General features: G+C 67.0%; 13 protein-coding genes and 1 pseudogene. 5 read left to right on the top strand and 9 right to left on the bottom strand.

The features are described from left to right. The first annotated feature begins 114 nt into the window (after positions 1-114). Genes VN856_RS15940 through VN856_RS15925 form a run of 4 tightly spaced genes read left to right on the top strand, consistent with a single transcriptional unit; the run spans position 115 to position 3,672 of the window. Positions 115-399 carry a FeoA family protein gene (locus VN856_RS15940; protein WP_325690685.1) on the top strand — a complete coding sequence of 95 codons (285 nt, stop codon included), beginning with the start codon at positions 115-117 and terminating at the stop codon, positions 397-399. Continuing rightward, the gene (gene feoB / locus VN856_RS15935) at positions 396-2,309 is read left to right on the top strand and encodes a ferrous iron transporter B (protein ID WP_325690683.1); all 1,914 of its coding nucleotides are present in this window, start codon (positions 396-398) and stop codon (positions 2,307-2,309) included. The genes VN856_RS15940 and feoB overlap by 4 nt, the downstream gene beginning before the upstream one ends. Next, a complete protein-coding gene (locus VN856_RS15930) occupies positions 2,306-2,875 on the top strand; it encodes a NifU family protein (protein ID WP_325690681.1) in 570 nt (189 codons plus the stop codon). Before feoB ends, VN856_RS15930 begins: the two co-directional genes overlap by 4 nt. A gap of 35 nt (positions 2,876-2,910) precedes the next feature. Then, positions 2,911-3,672: a TVP38/TMEM64 family protein gene (locus VN856_RS15925; RefSeq protein WP_325690679.1), complete on the top strand. Its 762-nt coding sequence runs from the start codon at positions 2,911-2,913 to the stop codon at positions 3,670-3,672. A 382-nt stretch (positions 3,673-4,054) separates the two neighbouring features. Here the strand turns inward: VN856_RS15925 and VN856_RS15920 are convergent, their stop codons facing one another. From VN856_RS15920 to VN856_RS15905, 4 genes are all read right to left on the bottom strand, one after another. Then, on the bottom strand, positions 4,055-5,380 hold the full coding sequence (locus tag VN856_RS15920) for an MFS transporter (protein WP_325690687.1): 1,326 nt from the start codon (positions 5,378-5,380) through the stop codon (positions 4,055-4,057). Between the two features lie 147 nt (positions 5,381-5,527). Next, positions 5,528-5,884, bottom strand: a complete 357-nt coding sequence (locus tag VN856_RS15915; protein ID WP_325690677.1) for a DoxX family protein — start codon at positions 5,882-5,884, stop codon at positions 5,528-5,530. Position 5,885: 1 nt separating this feature from the next. Further along, positions 5,886-7,025: an SPFH domain-containing protein gene (locus VN856_RS15910; RefSeq protein ID WP_325690675.1), complete on the bottom strand. Its 1,140-nt coding sequence runs from the start codon at positions 7,023-7,025 to the stop codon at positions 5,886-5,888. A 27-nt stretch (positions 7,026-7,052) separates the two neighbouring features. Beyond that, positions 7,053-7,484: an NfeD family protein gene (locus tag VN856_RS15905; RefSeq protein ID WP_325690673.1), complete on the bottom strand. Its 432-nt coding sequence runs from the start codon at positions 7,482-7,484 to the stop codon at positions 7,053-7,055. A gap of 58 nt (positions 7,485-7,542) precedes the next feature. Between VN856_RS15905 and VN856_RS15900 the strand changes: the two genes are divergently transcribed. Next, the gene (locus VN856_RS15900; protein ID WP_325690671.1) at positions 7,543-8,403 is read left to right on the top strand and encodes a hypothetical protein; all 861 of its coding nucleotides are present in this window, start codon (positions 7,543-7,545) and stop codon (positions 8,401-8,403) included. On the opposite strand, the gene VN856_RS15895 is transcribed toward VN856_RS15900, so the two are convergent. From VN856_RS15895 to VN856_RS15875, 5 genes and pseudogenes are all read right to left on the bottom strand, one after another. Further along, a complete protein-coding gene (locus VN856_RS15895) occupies positions 8,369-9,406 on the bottom strand; it encodes a ferrochelatase (RefSeq protein WP_325690669.1) in 1,038 nt (345 codons plus the stop codon). The genes VN856_RS15900 and VN856_RS15895 overlap by 35 nt on opposite strands. A 6-nt stretch (positions 9,407-9,412) precedes the next feature. After that, the gene (inhA, locus tag VN856_RS15890) at positions 9,413-10,222 is read right to left on the bottom strand and encodes an NADH-dependent enoyl-ACP reductase InhA (protein ID WP_325690667.1); all 810 of its coding nucleotides are present in this window, start codon (positions 10,220-10,222) and stop codon (positions 9,413-9,415) included. Between the two features lie 24 nt (positions 10,223-10,246). Beyond that, a complete protein-coding gene (gene fabG1, locus VN856_RS15885) occupies positions 10,247-11,011 on the bottom strand; it encodes a 3-oxoacyl-ACP reductase FabG1 (protein WP_325690665.1) in 765 nt (254 codons plus the stop codon). A gap of 64 nt (positions 11,012-11,075) precedes the next feature. Continuing rightward, positions 11,076-12,083, bottom strand: coding sequence for a VWA domain-containing protein (locus VN856_RS15880; RefSeq protein ID WP_325690664.1), 1,008 nt, complete (start codon positions 12,081-12,083; stop codon positions 11,076-11,078). A 40-nt stretch (positions 12,084-12,123) separates the two neighbouring features. After that, positions 12,124-12,459 (bottom strand): annotated as a pseudogene (locus tag VN856_RS15875) (DUF58 domain-containing protein); the annotation flags it as partial.

Below are 12,459 nucleotides of genomic sequence, written 5' to 3'. Positions count from 1 at the left end.
TGATGCTCGGTCGCGTGACCGCACAACCTGCGGCGACCGGGTCTGACGAGGCACAACGACCCGCCCAGGTGAGGAGTACCTTACTAAGGTAGAGCGGCTAACGTTAGGGCGATCATGCGTACTTCACCGCAGGGCGCAGGCGATCAAACCGGCTCGGTGATCGCGCTTGCTCAGCTGACACCCGGAATGCGGGCAACAGTGGTGGGCACCGTGGCCCAAGCCAATCCAATGGTAGCGAATCGGTTGGGGCAGTTGGGCTTTCGCGCCAAAGCGCGCGTCGATGTGATCCGTCGGGCACCGCTTGGTGACCCGACCATCTATCGCGTGCAGGACACCGAGCTGTGTCTGCGCCGCCGCGAGGCGCAGCTCATCGAAGTCGTTCCCGAAGTGGATCTATGACCGCGTGCCATGACGTCACCGACTCCCCGGTCGCCCTCGGCGGCATCCGGCGGGTGGCCTTGGTCGGCAGCCCGAACGCGGGCAAGACCAGCGTCTTCAACCATCTGACCGGGTTGCGCGCCAAGACCGGTAACTACCCGGGAGTAACCGTCGGACGCAGCGTCGGCACCACCATGGTGGACGGCGTCGCGATTGCCGTGGAAGACCTGCCCGGCACCTACAGCCTCGACCCGATCAGCCCCGACGAGCAGGTGGTGACCGACCTGCTGGCCGGCAAATATCCGGACATCGGCCGGCCGGACGCGGTGGTGTTGGTCGCCGACGCGACCACGCTGCGCCGGTCGATCCTGCTGATCGGCCAGGTGCTCAGGCTCGACCTACCGTGTCTGCTGGCGCTCACCATGGGTGACGAACTGAGCTCCCGCGGCGGCCGAATCGACGTCGAGGCGTTGTCGACGGCGCTGGGCATCCCGGTGGCCGCGGTCGTCGCGAACCATGGATCGGGAATCGACGACCTGCGGGCCCAGCTGGCATCCTCCGGGCAGTGGCAACGGCCGCCGGTGCTTCCCCCGCCCGGCCAGGACGCCATCGACGCGTGGGGTCAGTCGGTGCTCAATGCGGCCGATTATGTTGCGCCGCAACCGGATCAGCGCACCCGCCGAATCGACCGGGTGCTGCTGCACCCGCTCTGGGGCACCGTCACGTTCTTCGCGGTGATGTTCTACTTCTTTCAGGTCCTTTTCACCGCCGCCGCCCCACTGCGGGACGGCATCGGCAACGCGCTGGCCTGGCTCGGCAGACAGGTCGCCGAGCACGTCGGCAATCCGGTGCTGCGCGGACTGCTCAGCCAGGGAATCATCGGCGGCGTCGGGACCGTGCTGCAGTTCATCCCGCAGATCGTATTGCTGTTCTGCCTGCTCGCGTTTCTGGAGAGCGTCGGCTACATGTCACGGGCGGCGTTCTTGATGGACCGGGTGATGGCCAGGACCGGGCTGGAGGGGCGCGCGTTCGTCGCGATGCTCTCGTCGTTTGCCTGTGCGATCCCCGGAATCATGGCGACCCGGACGTTGCCGTCGTCGAAAGACCGGATCGCCACCATCGTCACCGCGCCGTTGATGACGTGCTCGGCGCGGCTGCCGGTATACACGTTGCTGGTCGGGCTGCTGGTGGCACCCGAAATAAGGTGGTGGGGACTGAGCGCGCAGGGCGTGACGATGTTTCTGCTCTACCTGGGCGGCGGGTTGTCCTCGCTGATCGCGGCGTCGCTGGTCAAGTCGACGATTCTGCGGGGCGATCTGTTGCCGTTCACGATGGAGCTGCCGCCCTACCGCCTGCCGTCCCCGAAGGCGATGCTGGCCGCGATGTGGAGCGCGGCCAGGGTGTTCCTGCGTAAGGCGGGAACCATCATCCTGGCCACCTCTTTGGTGCTGTGGGCGCTGCTCAGTCTGCCCGTCCGCGAGGTGCAGACCCGTGGGATGTCCCCGACCGATGCCACCGCATACGTGATGAATCACAGCTACGCCGCCGACGTGGGCCGCGCTGTCGAGCCGGTGTTCGCTCCGCTGGGTTTCGATTGGCGGACCGATATCGCTCTGGTCGGATCACTCTCGGCGCGTGAAGTTTTCGTGTCGACCCTGGGCCAGGTGTCGGCTGCGTCTGATCCCGAAGATCCGCATGCGGCGCTGGCCGGCATGACCGACGAGCACGGGCATCGGATTTTCACCGCGCCCACGGTCATCGCGCTGATGGTCTATTTCATGTTTGCGTTGCAGTGCATGTCGACGATCGCGGTGATGCGCCGAGAAACCAACTCCTGGCGTTGGCCCGCCTTCGCGTTCGGCTACATGTTCATCCTCGCCTGGGTAATGGCGTTCGCCGCGCGGTTGATTGCGATCGGTGTGGGCGCATGATCCCGATCCACGCCACCGCCACCGTGAATCCGCAGCAGCTGCGCTGGGTGGTGGCCGAAGACCGGCTGCCGGCCAGGGGCACGGTACGTCAGGCCCCGGGTCGCCTCGGCGACCTGCTCGACGGTGGGGTGATCGACGAAATTCAGGTCCGCACAGGCGATGTGCTGATCGCGCTGCGCGCCGGCAACAGCTGGCGCGAGTTGGGCGACGGCGTTCGCGACGCCCTGTGCGACGCGCTGCTGGATCCGGCCGGGTGGCGGGTGGATGCCGCACCCGACGACACCACCGGGCTTGCCGAGATCACCGCCGAGTTGCTCGCCGGACCGATCGGCGCGCTCGCCGAATCACACGGCGGCTCGATCGAATTGGTGTCGGTCGAGGGCGACCGGGTGAACGTGCGGTTATCCGGCGCGTGTCGCGGGTGCCCGGCGGCCGCCAGCACGTTACACGACAAACTGCAGCGTGAGCTGCGGCTGCGATCCGGCCGGCACATCACGGTCAACAGCGAAACCAGCTCAGCGCCAGTGCCGTTGGGCAGGAAGCTGCTGTCGCTGATCGTCCGCTGACCGATTGTTCACCGCCTGCCCGTAGGCTGCACCCCGTGACCGGCCCCGCCAGCAACAGAATCGCCGACGCGCTACGTCCGTTGGGCTCCGCGGTGGCCGTGACCGCGCGCCAGGTGTCCAAGCGCCGACTGGTGCTGACCGGCGCGGTGATGGTCATCCTGGTGGCGGTCGCGCTGCTTGTTCATCTGCCCTCGGCGATGGAACTGCGGGACTGGTCGACGTCGATGGGCCCGTGGTTCCCGCTGGCGTTTCTCGCCGCTCACATCGTGGTGACCGTGTTGCCGGTTCCCCGTACGGCGTTCACCTTGGCCGCCGGACTGCTGTTCGGTCCACTGCTCGGTATCGCGTTGGCGGTCACCGCCAGCACTGGCAGCGCGATGATCGCGCTGGTGCTGGTCCGGGCCGCCGGCTGGCAGCTCAGCCGGTTGGTTCGCCATCAGGCGGTCGACAGGGTCGACACCCGTCTGCGCGAGCGAGGCTGGCTGGCGGTCCTCTCGCTGCGGCTGATCCCCGTGCTGCCGTTCGCGCCGCTGAACTACGCCGCCGGCGCCTCCGGCGTGCGCGTGCTGCCCTACGCGTTGGCGACCGTCGTGGGCCTGTTTCCCGGTACTGCGGCCGTGGTGATCCTGGGCGATGCGCTCACCGGTGACGTCAGCCCACTGCTTTTTCTGGTGTCGCTGAGCACGGGTTTGGTCGGGCTCACGTTGTTGGCGTACGAGATTCGGCAATACCGCCGGCATCACCGGGCCGCGGTGTCCGACGTCGACGACGCCCCCGAGGCGGCGCTGCGCGGGTGATCCGCTTCGCCGCGGCACAAGTGCGTATAGATAGATACACTGAATAACTGAACGATTTCGCACGGGCCAGACAGTGACTCCGCACTGCCGAGGTATCGGTCTTCTGTCTGAGAGGCAATCCACATGGACGTAAGGCATCTGATCGCGACCGCGGCAATCGCCGCCTCAACGCTGACGTTCGGCGTCGGCGTTGTCAGTGCCGCGCCGCTGGACCCACCGCCGGACCCGAATTCGGCGACTCCCAAACCCGCCCTCCCGGCGATGAAGTGTTGGCCGTACGGGCGCGTCGGACCCGGAAGCGCACGAGGCGGTGGTGGGGTGCCGGTGTACCCGCCACCGTGTCCTCCGGGCACTCCGCACTGATCCCACCGACGCGCCGCCGCTAATCGCCGTCCTGCACCAACTCGCGGGCCTCCCGCTCGGTCTCGACACTAGGCGGCGATCCCGGCAACCGGCGACCGGCAACTTCCGGTGTGAAGAACAGCGTCACCGCGCCCACTACCCCCGCGACCATCAGCATGTACGCCGGCACCATGAGGTTGCCTGTGCCGGACACCAGTGCCTGGGCGATCAGCGGCGTGGTGCCGCCGAAGGCCGATATCGCGACGTTGTAGGAGATGGCCAGCGCACCGCTGCGGACATTGGTCGGAAACAGTGCCGGCATCGTGGCCGGTGAGGTGCTGTCGAAGCAGAGTTCCATCGACCCGATCAGCAGTATCCCGACGAAGATCAGCGGGAAGGCGCTGCCTTGGCGGATGAGCAGGAACGCCGGGATCGACGCGACGATCAGCAGCCCGCAGCCTGTCCGCATGATCGGCTTCACGCCGATGCGGTCAGACAGCGCCGCGACGAACACCAGCAGAATCGCCAGGATGATCAGCGTCGCCGTGATCATCGCGAGCCCCATCGTTGGGCCGATGTGCACCAAGACCTTGAGATAGGTCGGGAGATACCCGGTGAGCATGTAGTCCGCCGCGTTCGATGTGTACACCAGCGCCGCGCAGATCAGCATGGGCCTCCACTGCTCGGCGATGGCGCGCCGGTATTGCCGCGCATCGTGCTCGGGTGTCGCGTCCTTACTCTCCCCCTGGTAGGCAGGCGATTCCTGGAGTCGCATCCGCATGAACACCGCGACCAGCCCGAGCGGGGCGCTCAGCAACAACGGCACCCGCCATCCCCAGGTCAGCATGTCGTGGCTGGGTAGCCAGGTCTGCAACCCGGTGACGATCAATCCTGCGGCCACGAACCCGGCCAGGTTGCCCAGCGGGAGAAAGCCGACCACCATCCCGCGTTTGCGGTCCGGGGCCTGCTCGACGATGTACGTCATCGCGCCGACGTACTCGCCGCCGGTCGAAAGACCCTGGAACACCCGCGCGACAACCAGCAGAATCGGCGCCCACACGCCGATGGTGTGGTAGCCCGGTAGTAAACCCGTCCCGGTTGTACCGATCGTCATCAGCACGATCGTGATCACCAACACCCGCTTGCGCCCGATGCGGTCGCCGAGCGGACCGAAGATGAGCCCGCCCACCGGGCGCACCACGAAAGCCGCCGCCAAGGTGCTGAAGGTGGCGATGAGGTGGACCGCGCTGACGCTGTCGCCGGGGTAAAACACCTGGGCAATCGTGGTGGCGATGTAGCCGTAGACCCCGAAGTCGTACCACTCCATGAAGTTGCCGATCGAGGCACCTTTGATGGACCGGCGCATCACTTCGGGGTCGGTGACCTGGATCTGGTCACGGGTCCAGCGCCGGGGCCGCCGCCGACTCAGGCCGGTTGGCCGGCGCGCACTGTTCATCAGGCGGTCAGGTACCCATTACCTGCCGATTCGAACGCGATCGTGATTAACCCCGCATTAGCCCGGGTCTGGTCCTTTCCAGGTCAGCACGGCGTGGGTGGCCAAGAACGACGCCGCCGGAAGGGCATTCACGGGGCGATCCCGAACGCGAACGTGTGCGCCCACCGCGAGCACGAAGTACAGCGTCAGCATCGCTGTGGTGAGACGCGCCAATGCCGGGCTCCAGCCGGCCGCAAGCAGACCGACGACAGAAGCGGCCTTGGCCGCCGGCAGAAGCCACCGAATGTTTTGCGGCACACCCAAAGTGTCAAGGGTTCTCGCGATCGGCGGCACCTGGATCGCGCATGCCACCGCATCCACGGCCTGGAAAGCCGCAAGGGCCGCATACGTTTTCGGTGACGTCAGACCGCCCACATCACTGCCTCAGCTCGTGCTGCGGCGGCAGGCTGCCGTCCGCCGTCAGACGCGCGTCCGCCTCTGCCTTGGCTACCGCCTGGACGATCGCCGGGTCGGTCTCGGTGGAGAACCAGCCGTCCATGTCCTCGTCGTCGTGCTCTGGCGGCGGGGTGTTGTCGACCGGCGATGGCTCGAACCGGAACACCCCGTCCTGGCCCGGAGTACCCAGCTGCTTGGCGAAACCCTGCAACGCCGCGTTGAAGTCGCTGGGCACCACCCACACCTTGTTGGCATCGCCGCGCGCCATCTCCGGCAGGGTCTGCAAATACTGGTAGGCCAGCATCTCCGGGGTGGGCCGGCCGGCCTTGATCGCGGCGAACGTCTTCTCGATTGCCTTGGCCTGCCCCTGCGCCCGCATGTAGGCCGCGGCCCGCTCACCTTGAGCGCGCAGCATCTGAGACTGCCGGCCGGCCTCGGCGGACAGGATCGCGGCCTGCTTGGCGCCCTCAGCGGCCAGGATCTGTGCTTGCTTGGCACCTTCGGCCTCGGTAATCGCGGCCTGCCGGTTCCCTTCGGCGGTCAGGATCATTGCCCGCTTCTCCCGGTCGGCCTTCATCTGCTTTTCCATCGAGGCCTGAATGGACGGCGGCGGGTCGATGCTGCGCAGCTCCACCCGGGCCACCCGCAGGCCCCACCGGCCGGTCGCCTCGTCGAGCACCCCGCGCAGCTGACCGTTGATCTTGTCGCGGGAGGTCAGCGTCTGCTCCAGCGTCATCCCACCCACGACGTTGCGCAGGGTGGTGGTGGTCAGCTGCTCGACGCCGACGATGTAGTTGCTGATCTCGTAGACGGCGGCCTGCGGAACGGTGACCTGGAAATACACCACGGTGTCGATGTTCAGGGTCAGGTTGTCCTCGGTGATCACCGGCTGCGGCGGGAACGACACCACCCGTTCGCGCAGGTCCACCCGGGCGCGGACCCGGTCGATGAACGGGATCAGCAGGGTCAGCTGCCCGCTGATTGTGCGGCTGTAGCGGCCCAGCCGTTCGATCACCGCCGCTTCGGCCTGCGGGATCAGCGTCACCGACTTGGCCACCACGATGATTGCGAACACCACCAACACGGCGAACAAAAACAGCCCGGCAGTAGCACCTTGCATGGAATGCTCCTAAAGCTCTCAGAGGATTTAAGGGATCCAGACCACCGCAGTGGCCCCATCGATATGCATGACCGTCACGCGTTCGCCGGGTTCGAACACGTCACCCTCATTCAATGGCCTCGCGGTCCATACCTGACCGTCGACTTTGACCTGACCCTCGTCGCGGGCCACCCGATCGAGCACCAGCGCGCTTTTACCTTCCAGCGCCTCGATGCCGGTCGTCAGGCTCTTCGCGGGGGTCAGACGCCGCCGCAGCGCGGGTCGGACCAGCACCAACAGCAGCACCGAAACCACCAGGAAAACCGCACCATCAGTCCAGATCGGCAGATCGAGCAGCCAGCTGGATCCGGCCGCGGCCAACGCGCCACCACCCAGCATGAGCAGGAACGTATCGCCGGTCAGCGCCTCCGCGCCAGCCAACCCCAGTGCGACGATCAGCCAGATCACAGCCGCGGACATGCCGTCAGGATATCGTGTGATCGGCCTTGGCCACGGCGAACAACTAGACTGCGAAACCATGTGGTGCCCAAGCGCAACGCTCTCGGTCTGGGCCAATGCCTGGCTTGCCGGCAAGGCCGCGCCCGACGACGTCCTCGACGCGTTATCCTGTTGGGCGCCATCACATTCCGTCACCGCGTATGATGCTGTCGCGGCGGGACACACTGGGCTGCCGTGGCCGGACATCAACGATGCGGGTGCGGTATCTCTGCTGCAGACGTTGCGGACGGCGGCCGGACGCGCCGCAACGGGCACGCCGTCGATCAGGGTGGCGCTGCCGGTTCCCGGCGATGTCCGCGGGCTGGCCCCGGGCACGCAGTTCGAGCGTGACGCGCTTGCGGTGGGCGAGGCGGTGATCGTCACGCACCCCGACGATCCCAGCCTCGCCGTCGGGCTGGTCCCCGAATACGGCTATGACGAATCCGACGACGACGAACTCGTGATCCCCGAGTTATGTGCGCTGTCGTGGACGGTGTACTCGCTGCCCGGCGCCCCGGTGATCGACCACATCGACTTGGGTGAGGCGGAATACACGTTGCGGTCAGCGGTGCGATCCGCCGCCACTGCCCTGACCACCATCGGGCTGGGGTCGGCCGGCGTCGACGTCGACGATCCGCGCGGGCTGGTGGAGCAGTTGCTGGAATCCACACGGCACCATCAGGTTCCCGAACCCGCCCCGTCGCGCGCCTTACGGGTGCTGGAGAACGCGGCACACGTCGACGCGATCATCACGGTCAGCGCGGGACTGTCCCGAATCGGCACACAGTCGTTGTCCGAGACCCAGATCGCCACCGACGCGCTGCGACCACTGGCATCGGTCGTGCGGTCGGCGAGAACGGCTGCGCTCAGCGCGATTCTGCACGCGGCGTGGCAGAGCTGACCCGATCGGCCACACAGTGCGGCGGACGGCACGGCTCGCCGTTGATGCCGGCCGCGCAGCCGGGCACTGGGTCCGGTCCGATCACCCGCGCGGGCGCACGGCCGCAACGTAGTTCGTCGATAAGGTCCAGCACGAGCCGAACGAAACGCGGATCGGCGTTGGGCGTTCCGGCCCGCGCGAGCGCTATGCCCGCGGCGTCGGTCTGTTGGCGCAACTCGGTGTCGAGGTCCCACACCACCTCGATGTGGTCGGCGACGAAACCGATCGGGCAGACGATGATCGACGTGGTGCCGGTCTCGGTGAGCGCCGCAACGTGGTCGGCGATGTCCGGCTCCAGCCACGGCACCTGCGGCGGCCCCGAGCGGGACTGCCAGGCCAGGTCGTAGTCGGTGTAACCCGCGGCCGCCGCGACAAGCCCTGCGGCATAATGCACTTGGCGGCTGTACAACTTGGGGCCGAGCCGGTCGTCGGCGGCCACCGGTACCGAGTGCGCGGTGAACACCAGCCGTGCATCCTGCGGCACCGTGCGCGCGGCGGCGGCGATGTTGTCGGCGAATATCTCGACGAACAGCGGATGATCGAAGTATCGCCGCAGTTTGACCAGCTCGGGCGCACCAGGCCCGGCGACCCGCCTGGCCCGGTCGAGATCCTCGGAATACTGGGTGCAGCCGGAATACCCACTCCACGCCGAGGTGGTGAACACCGCCGCCCGCCGGATCCCGTTGTCGCACATGGTGGCAACGGCTTCCTCAACGTAAGGCTCCCAGTTCCGGTTGCCGAAATAGACCGGGATGTCCAGCACAGCTTGCAGCTGGGCGACCAGGTCCCGGTTGATCCCGTTGATCGGCGACACCCCACCGAAGTGCAGGTAGTGCTGCGCTACGTCGTCGAGACGTTCTGGCGGCACATTCCGGCCACGGGTAACGTTCTCCAGGAACGGCCGTACCTGATCCGGGCCTTCGGGCCCGCCGAAGGACAACAGCAGGACGGCGTCGAAATCCATTGGCTGCTAGAGCAACTGGGTGCTGGCGCCGCCGTCGGCGTAGATGATCGACCCGGTGGTCGCCGGCAGCCACTCCGACAACAGTGCGCACACCGTCTTGGCCACCGGCGTCGGGTCTTTCATGTTCCACCCGATCGGCGCGCGTTGGTCCCAGCCCTCTTCGAGCAGCTGCATCTGGGCGCCGGCCTCGTCGCCGAGCGCACCGCCGACGATGGCGCTCATCGCCAGGGTCCGGATCGGTCCGGCGGCAACGAGATTGGAGCGCACACCGTGCTTGCCCGCTTCGCGCGCCACGAACCTGTTGACCGATTCCAGCGCGCTCTTGGCCACTGTCATCCAGTTGTACGCCGGCATCGCCCGGGTCGGGTCGAAGTCCATGCCGACGATCGAGCCGCCGGAATTCATGATCGGCAGTACGGCTTTGGCCAGTGAGGCGTACGAGTAGGCCGAGATGTGGATGCCCTTGGACACGTCTTCGTAGGGCGCGTCGAAGAACGGGTTGACGCCCATTCCCGTCTGCGGCATGAAGCCGATCGAATGCACGACCCCGTCGAGCTTATTGCCCTCGCCGATCTCGGCGCTGATCCGATCCGCCAGGGAGGCCAGGTGCTCCTCGTTCTGCACGTCGAGTTCGATCAGCGGGGCCTTTTCGGGCAGCCGATCGGCGATGCGCTGAATCAGCCGCAACCGGTCGAATCCGGTCAGCACCAACTGCGCCCCCGCCTCCTGGGCCACCTTGGCGATGTGAAACGCGATCGAGGAGTCGGTGATGATCCCGGTGACCAGGATCCGTTTGCCTTCGAGCAGTCCTGCCATGTCCGTCCTAATCTTGTGGTTTCGTCAGTGACCCATGCCCATGCCGCCGTCGACCGGGATGACCGCACCGGCGATGTAGCTGGCATCCTCGGACGCCAGGAAGCTGACCACCCCGGCGACCTCCGCGGCGGTGCCGACCCGCTTGGCCGGAATGAACTCCAGCGCTCCGGCCTGAATCCGTTCGTCCAGCGAGCGGGTCATCTCGGTGTCGATGTAGCCGGGGGCGACCACGTTCGCGGTCACCCCGGCCTTGGACAGCTCCCGGGAGATCGAGCGCGCCATGCCGATCAGACCGGCCTTGGCGGCCGCGTAGTTGGCCTGGTTGCCGATGCCCCAGCTGCCGGAGACCGAGCCGATGTAGATGATCCGGCCGAAGCGCTTTTTCTGCATGCTGCGCGACGCGCGCTGGGTGACCCGGAACGCCCCGGTGAGGTTGGCGTTGATGACCTCTTCGAACCGCTCCTCGGTCATCCGGATCAGGAACGCATCCTTGGAGATGCCGGCGTTGGACACCAGCACCTCAACCGCACCCTGGTGCTCCTCGACCTCTTTGAAGGCGCGATCGACGGCGTCGTTGTCGGTGACGTCGCACTCGACCCCGAACAGTCCCTCGGGCGCCCCGGATCCGCGATGCGTGACGGCCACCTTGTGGCCGTCGGCGGCCAGCCGCTGCGCGATCGCCAGACCGATCCCCCGGTTTCCGCCGGTCACCAAAACCGAACGGGATACGAATGCGGGTTTGCCGCCGCTGGCGGGAGAGTCGGCGAGCTCGGTGGCCGTGTCAGTCACCCGGCCAACTTATCGCCTCGGTGCGGCGGGGCCGACATCTGCCCCTCCCCGTGTCGAAGTGGGATCAGGTCGGCAGCCGACGGTTGATGAGCAGCGCCGCCAGCGCCGCGGCCGCCAGTACCAGCGCACCCAGGCGCAGCCAGCCCACACTGGCATCGCCTTTGATGGTCTCGTAGCCGATCTGCTGCTGCAGGGACGCGTAGACGGCCTTCAGCTCGGAAAGGCTGGCGGCGTTATAGGCGTTCCCGCCCGAGAGCTGTGCCACCTTCCGCAGCGTCTCGTCGTCCACGGGCACCGGTTGGCGCTGGTCGTTGATCTCGACGAAGCCGTACGGGGTGCCGAACGAGATCGTCGAGATCGGCACGCCCTGGTCCTTGGCGGTGCGCGCGGCGGTGAACGCGCCCTTCGGGTTGTCCGGATTGGTCGGCATCGTCTCCTTGCCGTCGGAGAACAACACGATGCGCGCCGGCGGTGGTTTGTCGCCGCCGCCGATCACCGCGCCCACGGTGGCGATGGCCTGCAGCGCGGTGAAGATGGCCTCGCCGGTGGCGGTGCGGTCCTCGAACTGCAGCTTGTCCAGCGCATTCCTGGTCGCCTCGCGGTTGGTCGTCGGCGACACCAGCACCGTCGACGTGCCGCCGAAAGCGATCAGCCCGAGGTTGATTCCCGGCGTCAGCTCGTCGGCGAACTGCTTGGCGGCTTCCTGCGCGGCGGCCATCCGGTTGGGTTGCACGTCGGTGGAACGCATCGATTGCGACACGTCGATCACCAGCATCACCACCGCGCGGTTGCGGGGAATCCGCACGTCGTTGGTCGGTCCGGCCATCGCGATGGTGAACAGCACCAGCGACGCAACCAGCAGGATCGCCGGAACGTGCCGCCAGCGCGAAGGCCGCTTGGGCGCAACGCTTTCCAGCAGTTCCATGTTGGCGAACCGCAGCATCCGCCGCTGCCTGGCCACCTGCATGACGATGTAGAGCGCGGTCAACCCGACGACGAGAAGAAGGAAGAGGAAGAACCACGAATGTTCGAACCCCGACAACGACATCGGGCCGAGCAAAGGCAGGGTCATAACGGCATCGGGGTGGTGTTCGGAGCGGGAAAGGCGCCAGTCACTGCCGCCCCGCCAGTGCCCCGCGCCTGCGGGACTCGACGAAACGGACGATGTCGGCGATCCAGTCACGGTCGGTGCGAAGGGTCATCAGCGGGGCGCCACAGCTGCGGATCGTGCGCGCCACGTCGGCGCGGTGCGCCGCGGCCGCCTTGGCGAAATCCTCGCGCAGCTGCGCGTCGATGGTGAACTCGCGGGTGACGCCGGACTCGGCGTCCTGCAGCACCACGTCGCCGATGTCGGGCAGCTCGACATCACGGGGGTCGATCACCTCGATGGCCAGCACCTCGTGCCGGGCCGCGATCGCGCGCAGCGGGCGCATCCAGTTGATCGGGCC

This window comes from Mycobacterium sp., from assembly GCF_035603715.1.
GTDB lineage: Bacteria > Actinomycetota > Actinomycetes > Mycobacteriales > Mycobacteriaceae > Mycobacterium.
The sequence above is the reverse complement of the archived record's forward strand: the minus strand, read 5'-3'. Positions and strand labels throughout refer to the sequence as shown.

Bases quoted from the DNA above. Each gene is read 5' to 3' on its own strand.
- VN856_RS15905 (WP_325690673.1), bottom strand. From the start codon at position 7,484: ATGTCCGCGGCTGTGATCTGGCTGATCGTCGCACTGGGGTTGGCTGGC.
- VN856_RS15920 (WP_325690687.1), bottom strand. From the start codon at position 5,380: ATGCGCCGGTCCATCAAAGGTGCCTCGATCGGCAACTTCATGGAGTGG.
- VN856_RS15930 (WP_325690681.1), top strand. From the start codon at position 2,306: ATGATCCCGATCCACGCCACCGCCACCGTGAATCCGCAGCAGCTGCGC.
- VN856_RS15910 (WP_325690675.1), bottom strand. From the start codon at position 7,025: ATGCAAGGTGCTACTGCCGGGCTGTTTTTGTTCGCCGTGTTGGTGGTG.
- feoB (WP_325690683.1), top strand. From the start codon at position 396: ATGACCGCGTGCCATGACGTCACCGACTCCCCGGTCGCCCTCGGCGGC.
- VN856_RS15900 (WP_325690671.1), top strand. From the start codon at position 7,543: ATGTGGTGCCCAAGCGCAACGCTCTCGGTCTGGGCCAATGCCTGGCTT.
- VN856_RS15895 (WP_325690669.1), bottom strand. From the start codon at position 9,406: ATGGATTTCGACGCCGTCCTGCTGTTGTCCTTCGGCGGGCCCGAAGGC.
- VN856_RS15940 (WP_325690685.1), top strand. From the start codon at position 115: ATGCGTACTTCACCGCAGGGCGCAGGCGATCAAACCGGCTCGGTGATC.
- inhA (WP_325690667.1), bottom strand. From the start codon at position 10,222: ATGGCAGGACTGCTCGAAGGCAAACGGATCCTGGTCACCGGGATCATC.
- VN856_RS15880 (WP_325690664.1), bottom strand. From the start codon at position 12,083: ATGACCCTGCCTTTGCTCGGCCCGATGTCGTTGTCGGGGTTCGAACAT.